This is a genomic window from Flavonifractor sp. AGMB03687 (assembly GCF_017811815.1).
In the GTDB taxonomy this organism is placed as follows: Bacteria; Bacillota; Clostridia; order Oscillospirales; family Oscillospiraceae; genus Flavonifractor.
On the sequence record NZ_JADKZI010000008.1, the window covers coordinates 19,169 to 36,567 of the forward strand.

General features: G+C 64.2%; 12 protein-coding genes. 4 read left to right on the plus strand and 8 right to left on the minus strand.

The window, feature by feature from the left end; all coding sequences use genetic code 11:
- Nucleotides 1-50: 50 nt before the first annotated feature.
- Both J9789_RS14165 and J9789_RS14170 read right to left on the minus strand, forming a co-directional pair.
- A complete protein-coding gene (locus J9789_RS14165; protein ID WP_209346344.1) occupies nt 51-566 on the minus strand; it encodes a GNAT family N-acetyltransferase in 516 nt (171 codons plus the stop codon).
- On the minus strand, nt 563-1,369 hold the full coding sequence (locus tag J9789_RS14170; RefSeq protein WP_209346345.1) for a TIGR04255 family protein: 807 nt from the start codon (nt 1,367-1,369) through the stop codon (nt 563-565). The genes J9789_RS14165 and J9789_RS14170 overlap by 4 nt, the downstream gene beginning before the upstream one ends.
- Before the next feature lie 132 nt (nt 1,370-1,501).
- On the opposite strand from J9789_RS14170, the gene J9789_RS14175 reads away from it, so the two are divergent.
- Nucleotides 1,502-2,380, plus strand: coding sequence for an aldose 1-epimerase family protein (locus J9789_RS14175; protein ID WP_209346346.1), 879 nt, complete (start codon nt 1,502-1,504; stop codon nt 2,378-2,380).
- Nucleotides 2,381-2,428: 48 nt separating this feature from the next.
- Here the strand turns inward: J9789_RS14175 and bilS are convergent, their stop codons facing one another.
- The 6 genes from bilS to J9789_RS14205 all read right to left on the minus strand — a co-directional run bounded on the left by bilS (nt 2,429) and on the right by J9789_RS14205 (nt 10,999).
- Nucleotides 2,429-2,911, minus strand: a complete 483-nt coding sequence (bilS, locus tag J9789_RS14180) for a flavodoxin family protein BilS (protein ID WP_209346347.1) — start codon at nt 2,909-2,911, stop codon at nt 2,429-2,431.
- Nucleotides 2,908-4,020 (minus strand): bilirubin reductase, encoded by a 1,113-nt coding sequence (gene bilR / locus J9789_RS14185; RefSeq protein WP_209346348.1) that lies wholly within the window; start codon nt 4,018-4,020, stop codon nt 2,908-2,910. Before bilR ends, bilS begins: the two co-directional genes overlap by 4 nt.
- Complete coding sequence (gene bilQ, locus J9789_RS14190) at nt 3,993-4,430, minus strand: bilirubin utilization transcriptional regulator BilQ (RefSeq protein WP_209346349.1); 438 nt, start codon at nt 4,428-4,430, stop codon at nt 3,993-3,995. Before bilQ ends, bilR begins: the two co-directional genes overlap by 28 nt.
- 150 nt (nt 4,431-4,580) lie before the next feature.
- Complete coding sequence (locus J9789_RS14195) at nt 4,581-7,592, minus strand: S-layer homology domain-containing protein (RefSeq protein WP_209346350.1); 3,012 nt, start codon at nt 7,590-7,592, stop codon at nt 4,581-4,583.
- A gap of 234 nt (nt 7,593-7,826) precedes the next feature.
- Nucleotides 7,827-9,266, minus strand: coding sequence for a proline--tRNA ligase (gene proS, locus J9789_RS14200; protein ID WP_209346351.1), 1,440 nt, complete (start codon nt 9,264-9,266; stop codon nt 7,827-7,829).
- Nucleotides 9,267-9,382: 116 nt separating this feature from the next.
- Nucleotides 9,383-10,999 (minus strand): S-layer homology domain-containing protein, encoded by a 1,617-nt coding sequence (locus J9789_RS14205; protein WP_209346352.1) that lies wholly within the window; start codon nt 10,997-10,999, stop codon nt 9,383-9,385.
- A gap of 184 nt (nt 11,000-11,183) precedes the next feature.
- Here J9789_RS14205 and J9789_RS14210 point away from each other — a divergent pair, with 184 nt between their 5' ends.
- The 3 genes from J9789_RS14210 to J9789_RS14220 are packed head-to-tail and all read left to right on the plus strand — an operon-like array spanning nt 11,184 to nt 17,378.
- Nucleotides 11,184-11,756 (plus strand): TetR/AcrR family transcriptional regulator, encoded by a 573-nt coding sequence (locus J9789_RS14210; protein WP_209346353.1) that lies wholly within the window; start codon nt 11,184-11,186, stop codon nt 11,754-11,756.
- A gap of 13 nt (nt 11,757-11,769) precedes the next feature.
- On the plus strand, nt 11,770-14,220 hold the full coding sequence (locus J9789_RS14215; protein WP_209346354.1) for an MMPL family transporter: 2,451 nt from the start codon (nt 11,770-11,772) through the stop codon (nt 14,218-14,220).
- Nucleotides 14,217-17,378 (plus strand): peptidase, encoded by a 3,162-nt coding sequence (locus tag J9789_RS14220; RefSeq protein WP_209346355.1) that lies wholly within the window; start codon nt 14,217-14,219, stop codon nt 17,376-17,378. Before J9789_RS14215 ends, J9789_RS14220 begins: the two co-directional genes overlap by 4 nt.
- Nucleotides 17,379-17,399 lie beyond the last annotated feature (21 nt).

A 17,399-nucleotide genomic window follows, 5' to 3' on the forward strand; every position in this document is an offset into this window, starting at 1 on the left:
CCGTTCCTCCTTTACTGTCAAGACACCTGTCTATTATAGGTGTCTTGCAGTCAAATTGCAAGGGCCTTCTCGAAGCAGGGGTAGGTAAGGGGCCGGCCGTGGAGGTGGGTCTCCCCCACCTTGGTAAAGCCCATCTTGCGGATGAGGGCCTGCATCCGGTCATTCAGCGAATAGGTGTCGATGCGCATGGCGGCAATGCCCTGACGGCGGGCCTCCCCCTCGGCAAAAGCAAAGAGGGCGGAGCCCACTCCATGGCGCTGGAAGATGGGGTCGATGGCCATGCGGTGGATGACCACCGCCGGGCGGCTGGTGGTCCAGGGCAGGGGATCGTACTCGGGAGACTCGCTGGTGTTGATACAGGCCACTCCGGCCAGCTGGCCGTCAATAATGGCGGCGTACAGCTCGCCCCGGTCGATATCCCCGGCATAAAAGTCCCGGGTGGGGTAGTCCTCCCCCCACTGGGGGTTGCCCAGCTGGTTCATATGGACCACCGCCCGGCGCACCAGGGCCCAGATCTGGTCCAGGTCCTCCCGCCGGGCGGGGCGGATGGTCAGTTTTTCGGTCATTCCGCCACCAGAGTGGGGCCCATGGCCTCGTGGAGGGTGGAGGTCACCGCGCCCCGGAAGAGGCAGACGGCGTAGCGGTGCATCTTCTCCAGCTTCTCCGGCACGGCGTCGGCATTGATCTGGCCGCCGGTGGAGAAGTCGCTGTCCAGGATGAAGCGGGTCTCCTTGGGCTGGTTGGCGTTCTGGGGGTTGTTGGCGCCCACCAGGCCGGGACCGGCGTGGACCTTCATGCGATAGCCGCCCACCAGAGGAGTCTCCACATCCAGGGCACACTTGACGATCTCACTCTCCTCCACGTCGGGCTCGCCCAGGATGCCGATATACTGGCTCTGGATCAGGTCGTCCCACAGCTGATCCTCCAGGCCCAGGGCCTTGCGGGAGACGGCGTTGACGTAGCGCAGGCCAATGCGCTCAAAGTAGGCGGGCTGATAGATCTGGATGAACTGGGCCAGGGCCTGATCCAGCCGGATGGCAAAGTCCTCCCACCGCTGGTAGGTCAGGGTGGACAGGGCGATGAAGTTCTGGGTCAGGTTGATCTTCCAACGGCCGTCCTCCGAGATGAAGTGGTAGTTGGTGATGGGCTTCTGGGGCTCCAGGGCGGTGGCGTTGCCCTTCTTCACCACCTTGGGGGGAAGCTGCTCCTGCCGGGTCATATACTTGGGGAAATCCTTCCGAATGGCCTCCTGGAAGGCGGCGGGCTCATTGGCCCCGATGGACAGGATGGTGGGGAAACGAAGCTGGCAGATAACCTCCACCAGCGGAGAGCGGGCGTAATGGACACGCTCGTATGGCGCAAACAGCATAGCGGCTGCTCCTTCCTATTGATAGTCTCATCTATTTTATCCCCGAATGTGCCCTGTGTCAAACGCTTCGGCCTTGCATTCCCAAACTTTGGCCGGTATAATGCTGGTGAGAATCATAAGGAGGCGCGTAAGATGGAACTGGAACTGAAGCGGGGCGGCCGCACCGCCCGGGTAGCCACTCACGGCGGCGAGCTGATCTCCTACCGGGACGAGGCCGGTCTGGAGTATATCTGGACAGGAGACGAGGCCTACTGGGCCGGGCGCAATCCCCTCCTCTTCCCCATTGTGGGCGGACTGCGGGACGGCAAGGTACACATCGAGGGCAACGAGGTATCCATGAAGCGCCACGGCTTTGCCCGCAACAGTGAATTTTCCGTCATCGGCCACGGTGAGGACTGGGCGGAGCTGGAGCTGCGGGAGAGTGCCGACACCCTGGCGGTCTATCCCTACCCCTTCAAGCTGACGGTGCGCCAGCAGCTCACTGACACCGGCTTTACCACCGCCGTTACCGTCACCAACACCGGAGACAAGCCCATGCCCTTCTGCCTGGGAGCTCACACCGGCTTCCGCTGCCCCCTGGAGGAGGGGGAGTCCTTCACCGACTACGAGGTGCTCTTTGACGAGAAGGAAACCTGCCCCACCCTGGTGCCCGACGCCAACGGTCTGGACCGCAACCGCACCCGCCCCTGCCTGGAGAACACCGACGTGCTTCCTCTGACCTACCAGTACTTTGATGACATGGACACCCTGGTCTTCCAGGGCCTCAAGTCCCAGTCGGTACGCCTGCGCAGTAAGAAGAGCGGCAAAGGCGTGCGCATGACCTTCCCCGGCTTCCCGGTGCTGGCCCTGTGGTCCATGCCAGGCAAGGCGGCCCCCTATCTGTGCATCGAGCCCTGGCACGGCGTCCCTGCCGTGGTGGACGAGGGCCCGGAACTTTCCGACAAGGCCTTCTGCATCACCCTGGCCCCCGGCGAAAGCCGCACCCTGAGCTATCAGGTGGACACCCTTTGATCTTAAAAAAGGAGCCCTTTGGACGTTTCTGTCCAAAGGGCTCTTTTTTCAATGGGTGATCTGTTCCTTCAGCCGGTCCAGGTCCCCCTGGTCGGGGTGGCACAGGGCCCGGTCAAAATTCTCCAGCATGGCGGTGCGCCGGGGGCTGTCCTCCATGCCCTCGTAGCGGTCCCGCACCACCTGTGGCATCTTGCCTTGGCACATGTAGGTGCCCACCACCTGGACGTTGGGACCCAGGTTTTCCTTCACCCGGCCCAGGATCTGGTCAAAGTAGGCGGGGGCGCCGCCGAAGCCGGCGGTACCGAAGAGGAAGATCCGCTGGTTGGTGAGGCCCTTCAGAAAGTGGGCGGTCTGCTCGTCGCAGGTACCCTTGTCGGTCCAGAAGCCCACATAGATGGTGTCGGCCACCAGGGCCTCGGCATGGGGCTCTCCGAAGTAGCGGCACTCCTCCTCAGACAGGGCCTCCCGGACGGCCTGGGCCAGCTGGGCAGTGTTGCCGGTACGGCTGCTGTATGCAATGGCGTAGCTCATGTACGTTCCTTCCTTTCATAGATGCAGTGGACGCCCTGGTGGGTCATCATGCCACCCAGGCACTTCTTGTTGCAGCGGACACAGCGATGAAGGTCCGCTGTCCGGCCGGAGCACACCTTGTTGGGCCACTCCGGGTCGGCAATGAGCTGGCGGCTCATGGCGGCACAGTCTATGCGGCCGCTTTGCAGCTGCTCCTCCACAAAGTCCGGGTCGGTGAGCCCGCCCACGCCGCAGATGGGCAGCGTGGTGAGTCTGCGCACCTGGTCGCAGAATTTGAGGAAGCAGCCCTCCGCCCCAAATTCCGGGTGGTTTTTTGGGGGAATGGTGTCGGTCAGCTCCCCGTGGTTGGCCAAGGTAACATGGAAGCTGGTGACGCCCGCCTCCTCCAGCAGGGGGACGAAGATGGGCAGCTCCTCCTCCAGCACCCCGGCATTGCCGTAGTGGGGATTTTCCTGGCGCACCGCCAGCTTGTAGTCGATGGGCAAGTCGGGCAGGCGGCAGCGGATGGCGGACACCGCGTCCACCCCAAAGCGGGCCCGGTTCGCCGGGCTGCCGCCGTAGCGGTCGGTGCGGCCATTGAAGACGGCGGAGCTGAAGCTGCCGCACATCCGGTCCCCGTGGACCTGGACCATGTCAAAGCCCGCCTGGACGGCCAGCTCCGCCGTCTTGCCGAAGGCGTCGGTGATCTCCGCCACCTTCTCCTCCGGCAGACCGGTGATATAGGGCCCCACCTGCTGGTTGAGCAGGGGCCGCAGCTCCGCTTTGGAGATGCGCCCGGTGAGCACGCCGGGGACATACTTCAGCATGGCCTTGAAGTTGGAGTCGGACTGGTGGAGCTGGGCACACAGCTTGCACCCGTAGGGGTGGACGGCATCTGCCAGGCTCTTGTAAAACGCCATGCCCTTCTTGGTATACAGGGAGGGTCCAAAACCGTGGGGCAGCACCGGCACATCGCCGATGATGATCATGGCACAGCCTCCGGCGGCGATTTTGCGCAGCCGCTCCAGCAGTTCCTCCTGCGGGAGGCCCAGACTGGTGGGGGCGAAGATGACCCGGTTCTTTAAGGTCAGCCCGCCGTAATTCAGGGGGCTGCGGATGGTGTCATACATGTGGAATTCGCTTCTTTCCTGGTTGCTTTGGCCAGGAGGGCAAAGAGCTGCTCCCGCTCGTGGGCGTCCAGGGCGGTCAAAGCCTGCGCATCCCAGTCGAAGAACACCTGGTGACTGACCTGGAAGGCCTCCTGCCCCTTGGCGCTCAGGTCCAGGCGGTAGGCCCGGCCCTTCTTCTCCCGGGTGAGGACCCCCTCCTCCACCAACCGGGTGACGGTGCGCTGGGAGTAGCCCCAGTCCAGCCCCAGAGCCTCGGTGAGCTCCGCCTGGGTGCACCCCGGGTGTTTGCCCACATAGAGCAGGGGAAAGAGAGAGCCAAAGTGCAGCCCCAGCTCCTGGAGCCGCCGGGTGGTGTAGGAGGTAAAGCCCCGGTGGAATACGGTGACATAGTAGGCCAGTGTCTGGAACATGAACGGTCAACTCCTTTTCCTGACTCGGCCCAGTATACCCGCATCACTTGACTAAGTCAAGTATATTTTGTGAACATCCGCAAACAACAGGGCCCCCGGCATTCGCTGTGAATGCCGGGGGCCCATCCTATGCGGTAGGTATTTCTTTGCTCAGGCCTGGCCGCCCATGGTGACCTGGAAGGTCAGGGTCATGGTGTGGCCGCTGGCGTCGGTCAAGGTCAGATTGAGAGGGAAGGTCTCGCCGGGCTCCTCCTGGAAGGCACTCACAATGGCGGACACCAGGGTATTGCCCTGTCCGGCGGGGCTCTCGGGGTCCTTCACCCAGTTGGAGCCCAGGTTGGAGGCGTTCTCGCCGTTGGCCCAGGTGTAGACCTCACCGCTGTAGGTGATGCTGGCCACGGTGGCCCCGTTGTCCTGCCAGTACAGGGCACCCAGGAAGCGGGCCATGTCGTTCATGGCGGAGCCGTCGCTGACAGCGGACAGGTCGTCGTACCGGCCGGTGATGGTCACCGCCACGTCCTCCTGGCTGCTGCCGGAGAGGACGGCCTCATAGGAACCGGCATAGGTGTAGCCGTCGGCGTAGGTGTATTCACCGGCCCCGGTCACCACACCCACCAGAGGGGCGTTCATCAGGAAGACCTGCTTATATCTCCCGTCCTGGATGTGCAGGACGGAGTCCAGGGCCACCCCGTCCAGGGTCACCTGGGCGGTGGCGGGGGTCTCGGCGCTACTCACGTCCTCCACGATGGCCAGGAAGTGCTCCAGGTTGGCATCGTTGAGGGTGAGCACCGCCCCCTGCTCCACAACAGAGCCCTTGGACAGATCGATATCCTGCCAGGCGCTGCCGGAGATGGACAGGCCGTTGGCGGTGACGTTGGAGCCGTTAACATTGAGGCCGGAGGCGTTGCTGTTAACCAGGGTCACCTGCTCCAGCACCACAGCGCCGGAGGTGTAGGCCTGCACACCGGCGGCCCGGTTGGCGCTGTCCAGGGTCAGGTCACGGATGGTCACCCCTTCGGCCACGCCGCCCACATTGAGCAGGTGCTTGTCGGCGTTGCTGGAGCCGGTCCAACCCTCGGCGGCAGTGATGGTGTGGCCCTTGCCGTCGATGGTCACAGGGCGGTTAACGGAGATCTGGCTCTCCACCTCAAAGGAGCCGCCCAGCTGGATGGACTCCACCTGGCTGGCCAGGGCGGCGGTCAGCTCCGCGCCGCTGTTCACCGTCACACCCAGGTCCAGCTTCAGGGTGATGGCAGCCTCATGGTTGCCGTTGAGGGTGAGCTCGCCCACGGCGCCCTTGGCGGCAAAGTCGGCCACCAGCACGGACACCAGGGTGTTGCCGCTGTTCTCCTCACTGGCGGGGTCCTTCACCCAGTTGGAGCCCAGCAGGCCACGGTCGGCGTCCCAGGTGTAGTTCTCGCCGTTGTAAGAGATGCTCTGGATAGCGGCGCCGTTGTCCTGGCGGTACAGAGCGCCCAGGAAGCGGGCCATGTCATTCATGGCGGTGCCGTCGGCCACCTGGGTCAGGGTGTAGGCACCGCTGACGGTGATCCCGTCGCCGCTCTCGGCGGTGGTAAAGTTGCCCTGGTACACCCAGATGCCGTCGGGCTGGTCCTCGTAGCCGTTGTAGGACTGGGCGTTCTTCACCAGGTCCTTCATGGCCTCCTTGGCCTGCTCCTGCTCGGTGCTGCCTTCGCCGTCACCGCCGTCCTCGCCGGAATCCTCGCCGCCGGAGCCGCCGTTGTCAGAACCGCCGGAACCGCCCCCGTTGTTGGAGCCGCCGCCGGAGCCGCCGCCGTTGGAACCGCCGGAGGTGCTGCCGGACTGACCGGCGTCCACGGAGCCGCCGGGAATGGTGACGGAATCACCGCTGTTGTTTTCCACCTGGGTGCCGCTGGTGCTGACAGTGGTGCCGCTGGCGTTGGGGGTGGCCTCCACCTTGGTAACGGTACCGGAGCCCTCCACTGTGGTGTTGGAGCCGGAGGTGACCACGGAGTCGATCTTGGAGCCCTTCTCGGTCTGGATGGAGACGCCGTCGGCCTCCTTGGTGACGCTGACCTGCTCCACCTTACCGGCCACCGCCAGGGCGGCGTCGGAGCCGGACACGGTCAGGTCGCTCACCACAGCGCCCTTGGCCACGGTGACCACGGCGTCGGAGGCCTCTTCCATTACGGTGATGGTACCCACGGTTCCGGTTACCTCCAGCTTGGCGTCGGCGCCGGTGACGGTAACGGAATCCACCGCGCCGTCCACCTTCACCTGCTGGTCCTCACCGGACACAACCACCTCGCCTACCTGGGCGTCGCCCTCCACGGAGACCCGGACGCCGCCGCCCTGACGGGCCACGGTGACCACATCCACTTTGGAGTCGCCCTTGATGACCACGGAGTTGGTGCCGCCGCCCCGGACGATGAGCTTGCCCTCCACGGTGACGCCGTCCAGCACCACGTGGCCGTCGGCCACGCCCTCGGCCACGATCAGGTCCCCGGCAATGGTGAGGCCCTGGAGGGTCACGTCGTCTGCGCTGATGACAGCGGAGCTGTCCACGTCCTCAGTATAAGTACCGGCCTTGTCAAAGGTCTCGGCAAACATGTTGTCCAGCATCACCGCCACCTCGGCCCGGGTGATGGGAGCGGTGGGCATGATGTTGCCGCCGCTGCCCTGGACGTAGCCCGCGTGGGCCATGGCACCTACGGCGCCCTTGGCCCAGTCGGCCACCTGATCGGCGTCCCGGAAGGCGCTGACGCCCTGGCTGCGGCCGGTGAGCTCCAGCACCCGGGCCAGCATGACCATGGCCTCCTGGCGGGTGATGGTGTCGCCGGGCCGGGCATTGACGCCGTCGCCCTGGAGCACGCCGGCGGCGCAGGCCTTGAGCACCGCGTCGGTGTACCAGGCCTCATTGGCCACGTCGGCAAAGCTGTTGTTGGCGGCGATCTGGTAGTCCATGATCCGGTCCAGGATCACGGCCAGCTCGCCTCGGGTGATGTAACCGGTGGGATTCAGGCTGCCGCTGCCATCCCCCTTCAAAACGCCCCGCTGGGCCCACACCGACATGGCGTCGTCATACCAGTTGCCGGCAGTCTGGTTGGGCTGGGCGGCCATGGCGGCGGGAGCGCACACCATGGAACCGGTGAGCAGCAGGGATACGATCTGTTTCTTCATGCGATTGTTCTCCTTGTGATTGTTGCCCGAAAAAAGGGGCGGAGCTCACTGCAGAGCTCCACCCCCGGTGGCGTCCCGATCCGGAATCTTCCCCTGCAGCGCCGCCGACTCTTGTCGGGTTTGCCGTAAGACAGGGGGTATCTTAGCATACTCCTTCTCAGATCACAAGACAAAATCGCGAATTTAATTCATGTAAATATAGCCATTTCAAGGCTTTTTCACATGTTTTGTGAATTAGTAGGCCACACCCCAGTACACCATGTGCTTGGCGGGCTTGCCGCAGATGGGGCACACATCGCCCAGATGCTCCTGCTCCAGCGGGATACAGCGGGAGGACACGCCGGCCTCCTCCTTCATCTTCAGCTCGCACTCCAGGTCGCCGCACCACATGGTCTTGGCAAAGCCGCCCTGGGTGGCCATCTTCTCCTTGACTTCCTCCAGGGAGGAGCAGGCGTAGGTGTTCTCGTCCAGGTTCTTCTTGGCCTTGTCGAACAGGCCCTGCTGCACGGTGTCCAGCATGGTCTTGACGGTCTCCTCGATGTTGTCCAGGGAGACGAAGCTCTTCTCACCGTTATCGCGGCGGACCAGCACGCACTGGTTCTTCTCCATGTCCTTGGGACCCATCTCCAGACGCAGGGGCACGCCCTTCATCTCGTACTCGGCGAACTTCCAGCCGGCGGACTGCTCGGAGGCGTCCATCTTCACCCGGATGCCGGCGGCCTTCAGGCGGTTCATGACGGCCTCGTTGGCCTCCAGGACGCCCTCCTTGTGCTGGGCCACGGGGATGATGATGACCTGAGTGGGGGCGATGCGGGGGGGCAGCACCAGACCGTTGTTGTCGCCGTGGGTCATGATGACGCCGCCGATGAGACGGGTGGACACGCCCCAGGAGGTCTGGAAGGGGTGGTGGGGCTTGTTGTCCTTGCCGGTGAAGGTGATGTCAAAGGCGGTGGCGAAGCCGTCGCCGAAGTAGTGGGAGGTACCGGCCTGCAGGGCCTTCTTGTCGTGCATCATGCACTCCACGGTGTAGGTGGCCTCAGCGCCGGAGAACTTCTCCTTGTCGGTCTTGCGGCCCTTTACCACGGGCATGGCCAGGTAGTTCTCGCAGAAATCGGCATAAATGTTGAACATACGCTCGGTCTCGGCAATGGCCTCCTCGGCGGTGGCGTGCATGGTGTGGCCCTCCTGCCACAGGAACTCACGGTGGCGCAGGAAGGGACGGGAGGTCTTCTCCCACCGCAGCACGGAGCACCACTGGTTGTACAGCTTGGGCAGGTCACGGTGAGAGTGGATGATATCCTTATAATGCTCGCAGAACAGAGTCTCACTGGTGGGGCGGATGCAGTAGCGCTCCTCCAGCTTCTCGGAGCCGCCCATGGTCACCCAGGCGCACTCGGGAGCGAAGCCCTCCACGTGGTCCTTCTCCTTCTGGAGCAGGGACTCGGGGATGAGCATGGGGAGGTACACGTTCTCGTGACCGGTCTCCTTGAACTTCTCGTCCAGGATCTTCTGGAAATTCTCCCAGATGGCGTAGCCATAGGGACGGTAAATGAAGACGCCCTTGATGGAGGAGTAGTCAATCAGCTCCGCCTTCTTGCAGACGTCGGTGAACCACTTGGCGAAGTCCACCTCCATATCGGTGATCTGTTCCACCTGCTTCTTATCCTGTGCCATATCTATTCTCAATCCTTTATTATAAAATACACACGTGGTCTATTCATTTTATGCATTTGCGGCCCAAAAGTCAAGTATTGGGCCCGGCTCACAAGAGCCGGGCCCAATTTTTCTGCTTAAAGCTGGATGATCAGGGTGGCGACGAACTGATTGCCGGAATACTGGCCGTAGAGCTGGAGTCTGTCCCCGGGGGTCAGGCTGCTCAGGGTGGCGGCGGTACCGGCGCTGGTGATCACATTGGCCGACGACACGTCGGCGGCAATCACATTGCCGTCGGTGAGCCGCAGGGCCATGGTGCCGCTGGTAAGATCCGTGACCACCAGGGTGCCGGTCACCTGGGAGGCGGCCTGGGTGGAGGCCGAAATGTCGGTGACCTTGCCGCTCTGGACGGTGACGGTGACCCGGTCGCCGGTGCGCAGCTGGTCAATGGTGGTCAGCTTGCCATCCCGCCGGATGGTGGGCAGGGCCAGCAGGTCCAGGGAATAGCTGACATTCTGCCCCTGGTTGGTCTGCACCAGCAGGGTGGTGGGGCTGCCGTAGGTGACGCTCTGGAGCACACCCTGAGTGGAGGTGGGGCCCCCGCCGGTCAGCTTCAGCTCGGCCAGGTGGCCCATGCTGTCCACCCAGCACTGGGCCTGGGTGTAGTCCGCCGACGGGTCGATGAGCTCCTGACCGCCCACCTGCTGGTCCACCTGGACCTTGGTGAAGCGGTCGATGGTCAGCAGCCGGTTGGCTCCATTGACCTGGACAGAGATGCTGCCCTGGTCAATGGTGGATACTGTGCCGGTGAGGGCGGTGAGGCCGCCCCCCAGCCGGGCCGACTGGGGATTGCCCGCGCTGTCCAGATTCACCCGGACATACTGTCCCTGCCGCAGGGCGGTGGGGGTGGTGCGCATGTTGTTCTCATAGATGGGGGCGCTGGCGGGCAGGGTCAGGCTGGTGACCCCGCTGATGTTGCTGGAGAGCACCATGGCGGTGGTGCCGTCGCTGGCGGTAGACACCGAGGTGATGGTGCCGCCGGTCCAGGTGTAGGAGGTGTAGGCGGGCAGCTCGGCGTAAATGCCCTGGGCATCGGTGAAGTCGATGGCGCGGCGGAGCATGGTGGCCATCTCCGCCCGGGTCAGGCTGCCCTTGGGCATGAACTGGTTGGCGCTGTTGCCCTGGACGATGCCGTATGTACTCAGCAGATACACATAGGGCTTGAGCACCTCGGCAATGGAGGAGGTGTCGGCATAGTTCAGGGAGTAGCTGGTCAGGTTCTCCGCCATGGAGTCCAGCTGCATGGCCCGCACCAGGTACATGGACAGGTTCTCACGGGTGATGGACTTGAGGAGGGCCCCGGAGGTGCACATGGCCTCCAGCTCCGGCTGGCTGATGATGCCGGTCTCCAGACAGACGGCCATCTCCTCCTCGGCCCAGCTGTAGACCTCCTCGGGCAGGATCTCGCTGAGCTGTTCGGCACGGTCGGCGGCGATCTTCTTTTTATCCTCAGCCGACACGCCGGTGGTACGGGAGCAGAAGAGAAGCGCTTCGCAGGCGGTCATCTGGCGGGTGGGGGAGAAGGTGGTGGCGCTGGAGCCGTTGATGACGCCCAGCCCGGCCAGGTACTCCACGTCCTCCCGGGCCCAGTGGCCCTGCATGTCGGTGAAGCTCACCGCCCCGGCAGGGAGCACCAGCAGGGACATGGTCAGCGCCGCGGCCAGAGCAAGAACGGCAATTCTCTTTCCTTTCATAGCTTTTCCTCCGTCGACTGCATTGGTTTCCATAACTAGATGCCCTCATTATACCGGCCCGGTAGGGAAAAAGCAACCTGAAATCCGTCGTCCCCTTTTTATAATCTACATTTGTATTTTATCTTGACAAGTGTAGCGTAAAGGAGTATGCTGTTCCAGCCAAACGAAAGGAGGGGGTCCCCCCATGGAGGAAAAACAGGAGGAAGGTCTGGACCTGCGCCAGCGCAAGACCCGCCGTCAGCTGACCCAGGCGCTGGTAGAGCTGATGGAGGAGCGGCCCTTTCAGGAGCTGTCGGTGACCGACATCTGCCGCCGGGCCATGGTCCACCGCACCACCTTTTACGCCCACTTCAACGACAAGCAGGAGCTGCTCCACTATCTGATGGTCCAGGTGGAGCGGGAGTGCATTGCCGCCTGCGTTCCCCAGGACGCCCCCACCCCCCGTCAGTTCTTCCTGACGGCGGCCCGCAACGCCCTGGCCTTTTTCAAAACCCGGAAAGGGCTGTACCGGGCCTGCATGGCCAGCGGCGCCGACACCCAGACCCGCCTGCTGGAGGACGCCGCCGCCGAGGAGCTGGCCCGCCGCCTGAGCCAGCCTCCCTTCCCCGACGCCCTGCCGGGGCTGGACCCCCGCATCGCCGCCCGCTTCTACGTGGGCGCCATGCTCTCCCTGGTCCGGTGGTGGCTCCTCAGCCCCGACCCGGTGCCCGAGGCGGTGCTGCTGGACCATCTGGACCGTTTCATTCCCCACAGCTGAGAGGATTTTGCTTATGGAACAACCGGAAAAGAAAACCGAAACCCCCATGACCAAGCTGGCCCGCTTCATCGTCGACAAGCGCAAGGCCTTCTTTCTCATCTTCATTGCCGCATTGATCTTCTGCGGCGCCTCCATCAATAAGGTACAGGTGAACAACGACATCACCTCCTACCTGCCGGCGGACACCGAGACCCGGCGGGGCCTGACCCTGATGGAGGAGCAGTTCGTCACCCTGGGCACCGCCAACGTAATGGTGTCCAACGTGACCTACGACACCGCCGCCGCCCTGGCCGCCAAGCTGGAGCAGGTGGACGGGGTGTCCCAGGTGGTCTTTGACGACACCGCCGACCACTACCACGACTCGGCCGCCCTGTTTACCATCTCCTTCGACGGCGAGGCGGCCGACCCGGAGACGGTGGAGGCCCTTCACCGGGTGGAGGATGCCCTGGAGGGCTACGACCTGTCGGTGTCCACCGAGGTGGGCCGGGATACCTCCGCCTCCCTGAAGAAGGAGATGACCGTCATCCTGGCCATCGCCGCCGCGGTCATTGTGGTGGTGCTCCTCTTCACCTCCAAAAGCTATATGGAGGTGCCCGTCTACCTCATCGTGTTCGTGGCGGCAGCCGTGCTCAACATGGGCACCAACTTTATTTTCGGCACCATCTCCTTTATTACCAACTCCATCGCCGTAGTGCTTCAGCTGGCTCTGGCCATCGACTACGCCATCATCTTCTGCCACCGGTACATGGAGGAGCAGGACGGCGGTCTGGACCCCCGGGAGGCCGACATCGCCGCCCTGAGCAAGGCGATTGTGGAGATCTCCTCCTCCAGTCTGACCACCATCTCCGGCCTGATCGCCCTGATGCTCATGCAGCTGCGCATCGGCTTCGACATGGGTATCGTGCTGGCCAAGGGCATCGTGTGCTCCATGGTGTGCGTGTTCTTCCTGATGCCCGGCCTGCTGATGGTGTTCCAGGGTCCCATCGACCGCACCCGCCACAGAAACCTGGTACCCAAGATCAACTTCTGGGGCAAGGCGGTGGTCAAGCTCCGCTTTGTACTGCCCCCCATCTTCCTGGTGGTGGTCATCGCCGGCGCGGTGCTGTCCAGCCACTGCGTCTACGTCTTTGACACCAACGACGCCGACTTTGACAACAAGCCCGACTGGCAGCTGGCCGACGAAAAGGTGACGGCCACCTTCGGCAAGAAGAACACCATCGCCATGCTGGTACCCCGAGGGGACTACCAGAAGGAAAAGCGCATCCTGGAGCGGGTATCCGAGCTGCCCCAGGTGACCCAGGTCACCGGTCTTGCCAACATCGAGGTGGAGGAGGGCCGGATGCTCACCGACGACATCTCGCCCCGGCAATTTGCCGAGCTGGCGGGGGTGGACGTGGAGCTGGCCCGGCTGCTCTTCCAGGCTTACGGCCTCAGCGTGGAGGAGTACGGGTCCATCTTCCAGAACCCGGACGACTACTCCGTTCCCCTGCTGGACATCTTCCAGTTCCTGCTGGAGCAGAAGGACAAGGGCGTGGTCAGCCTCACCGGCGACCAGGCCAAGCAGGTGGAGGACCTGCAGGAGCAGCTGGACGTGGGTCTCAAGCAGCTCCAGGGCGAGGATTGGTCCCGGATGGTCTTTGTGGCCGACGTGCCCACCGAGGGGGACGACACCTACGCCCTGCTGGATGAGATCCGCTCCATCGGTCAGGACTACTACGACGACGTGGTGCTGGTGGGCAACTCCACCAACGCCTTCGACCTGGCCAGCTCCTTCTCCGGCGACAATCTGAAGATCAGCGTGCTCACCGCCCTCTTCGTCATGGTGATCCTGCTGTTCACCTTCAAGTCCGCCGGTCTGCCGGTGCTGCTGGTGCTCACCATTCAGGGCTCTATCTGGATCAACTTCTCCTTCCCGGTCCTCACCAACACCAACCTCTTCTTCCTCAGCTACCTGGTGGTCAGCTCCATCCAGATGGGTGCCACCATTGACTACGCCATCGTCATCACCAACCGCTATCTGGAGCTGAAGGCCATCATGAAACCCAGGGAGGCCATCGTGGAGGCCCTGAGCCAGAGCTTCCCCACCATCCTCACCTCGGGCACCATCATGGCGGTGGCCGGCTTCCTCATTGGCGGCATCTCCACCGACGCCACCATCGGCTCGGTGGGTCTTACCCTGGGCCGGGGCACCGTCACCTCCATCTTCCTGGTCATGACCGTGCTGCCCCAGCTGCTGCTGTTGGGCGACGCCCTCATTGAGCGCACCGCCATCACCCTCAACCGGGACCGGTCCCAGCGGTTTAACAAGGGCACCATGCGCCTGGACGGCCATGTCCGGGGCCATGTGTCCGGCTTTGTGGACGGCGAATTTAAGGGCGTGATCCACGGCAGCGTGGACGCCCTTATCGAGAGCAACTATCAGGATATCCAGACCGAAGACGACCAAGAGGAGGACCAGCCATGAACCGAACCAAACGTATCCCGGCCCTGCTGCTGGCCGTCGCCCTCCTCTGCTCCCTGCTGCCCCCCGCCGGGGCGGCGGGGACGGTGACCATCGCCAACCTCTCCGACCTGCGGGACTTTGCCCGCAGCTGCACCAAGGACACCTGGTCGGTGGGGGTGACGGCGGAGCTTACCGCCGACCTGGACCTGAGGGGCGCCGACTTCTCCCCCATCCCCATCTTCCAGGGCACCTTCCGCGGCAACGGCCATACCATTACCGGACTCTCCTTTTCCGACAAGGGCTCCAAGGTGGGGCTCTTCCGCACCCTGACCGAGAGCGCCGTGGTGGAGGACCTAATTGTGGAGGGCGCCCTCTCTCCCGGCGGCACCGCCGGGCAGGTGGGGCTGATCGCCGGTGAAAACAGCGGCACCGTCCGGCGCTGCACCGCCAAGGGCACCGTCTCCGGCCAGGAGGACGTGGGCGGCGTGGTAGGCCTCAACACAGAGACCGGCACCGTGGAGCGCTGCATCAATGAGGCCTCGGTGTCCGCCCCCAGCAACGCCGGCGGCATCGCCGGCCAGAGCCTGGGCACCCTAGCTGGCTGCGCCAACACCGGCGCCATCAACACCGACCCCAACGAGGAGGCCCCCTCCAACTCCGGCGGCATCGCCGGACTGTCCCGGGGCACCATCTCCACCTGCTCCAACGCCGGTACCGTGGGCTATCAGCACCTGGGCTACAACACCGGCGGCATCGCCGGGCTCCAGTCAGGCTACATCTCCCAGTGCACCAACACCGGCTCCATCCTTGGCCGGAAAGACGTGGGGGGCATTGTGGGCCAGTTTGAGCCCAGCGTGGAAGTGCGCTACGGCCCCTCCCCCACCGAAAGCCTCAACAACAGCCTGGATACCCTCTTTGACGAGATGGATGCCTTCGGCGACCAGCTCAGCGCCATGGCTGGCCGGGGCATTGAGGACATTCAGGCCATCCAGGACGCGGTGGGCGGACTGCGGGACCGGGTCAGCGACGCCGGAAAGGAGGGGCTGGACGACTACCGGGCCATGACCGACGCCCTGGACCAGGAGATCTCTTCCCTGCGAGATGCGCTGAATAGCCTGGGAGACCATGTGGACGCCTTCTCCGACGCCGCCTGGACCCAGCTGGACACCCTGCTGGAGCAGACCGATGCTCTGCGGGGCAGCGTGGACGATCTGCTGGACAGCACCGACTCCGCCCTCTCCAAGGCGGCCGCCGCCCTGGAGGACGCCATCGACGGGGTGGAGAGCCAGGTGAAAACCATCCGCACTCACCTGAAGGCCATGTCCGATGAGATCAACAACATGAAGACCTACCTGAAGCAGGTGGCCGACCGTCTGCTTCACCTGGATCTGGAGGGTGCTCTTTCCATCCCCTTCCCCAACCTGGACCCGGCAGGCCACCTGTCCGCCATCGGAAAGGCTCTGGACCGGCTGCCCACCCTGGTGGGCGATCTGGTCCACAGCTGGGAAACCATCGGCAAGCACACCTCCCACGAGGTGGACGCCATCCGGGCTGACGCCGACAAAGCTGCCGACGCCATCTACAGCGCCGCCAGCCACCTGGTGGAGGAAGGCCGCACTCTGTCCCAGAACGCCAGGCAGGACCTGGACACCGTTACTGCCCAGGCCGACGCGGTGCGCGGCCTGCTGAAAGACTACTCCGACACCCTGGGCAGCAAGACCCAGGATGCGGCGGACGACATCGGCGATCAACTGGATGTGATCCAGGACCGGGTGGACAACATGACCCAGGCCGCCGGTCAGGACAACCAGGCCCTCCATGCCGCCGCCCGGCGGGTGAGCGGAGCCCTGGACCAGGTGCGCCAGTCCATCTATGAGATGGGCCAGGAGCCCGAGCTCACCACCGCCGACCGGTCTCAGGACGCCACCGAGGGCACCGGTGTAGTCACAGGCTGCACCGCAACCTGCACCGTGGAGGGCGACTCCAACACAGGCGGTATCGTGGGTGCCGTGGGGGCCGAGATCGGCGACGACCCGGAGGCCACCTTTGACGCTGAGGACCTGAAGCTGCTGGCCGACGTATATGCCACTCTGCGAGCGGCGGTACGGGACTGCCGGTTTGACGGCACTGTCACCGTGAAGAATGACTGCGGCGGCGGTATCGCCGGCCGGTGCACCACCGGCGCCATCGTGGACTGCGCCGCCCGGGGCACCGTCACCACCGGCACCGACTACTGCGGCGGTATTGCCGGACATACCGGAGGCTCTATCCTCCGCTGCGCCGCCCTGGTAGACCTGGACGGCGGCAGCTGGCTGGGGGGCATCGCCGGTCTGGGCGGTACCCTCACCGACTGCCGGGCCATGGTGCGGGCCCAGGGTGACGGCGAATATCGAGGTGCCATTGCCGGTCAGTCGGAGGACCCCCTCACCGGCAACCGCTACCTGCTGGAAGATCTGGCGGGCCTGGACGGCGTGGATGTGACCGGCCAGGCCGAGGGACTGGACTTTCCGTCCTTCTCCCAGCTGGACTACATCCCGGCGGACTTCCTCATCTTCTCCTACCGCTTTACAGTGGACGGCCAACCCGTGGCTGAGATCCCCTTCTCCTACGGGGACGACCTGGACCAGAGCCTGGTGCCCGATCCCCCGGAGAAGGACGGGGAGTACGGCGTGTGGCCCGACTTCCCGGTGAAGGATCTGACCCGCTCCATGGTGCTGGAGGCCCAGTTCACCCAGCCCACCGCCACCCTCTCCTCCGGCGGAGAGTTCCCCGTCCTGCTGGCGGAGGGCGCCTTTGCGCCGGAGTCCACCCTGGACCTGGAGACCCTGGAGGACGCTCCCGCTCTGTCTGGCTGGCAGAGCATGGGCAGCTGGTCCTACACCGTCACCGACTGCTCCAGCGACACCGTGACCCTCCGCCTGCGGGCGGCGGACACCAACCGCCCGGCGGCGGCCATCCGGCAGGAGGATGGCAGCTGGCAGGTGGTGGAGGGCCAGCTGGACGGCAGCTACCTGGTGCTGGAGGGCCCCGCCCAGGGGCAAATTGCCCTGCTGGATCGGCCTGCCATCAGCCCCCTGCTCATCGCCCTGCCCATCTGCGGCGGCCTGCTGGTGCTGCTTGTGGCAATCCTGCTCCTGCGCCGGCGGAAGAAGCAGCACACCCCCGCCGCCGTCAACTGAATCAAAAAAGAGGCAGACACC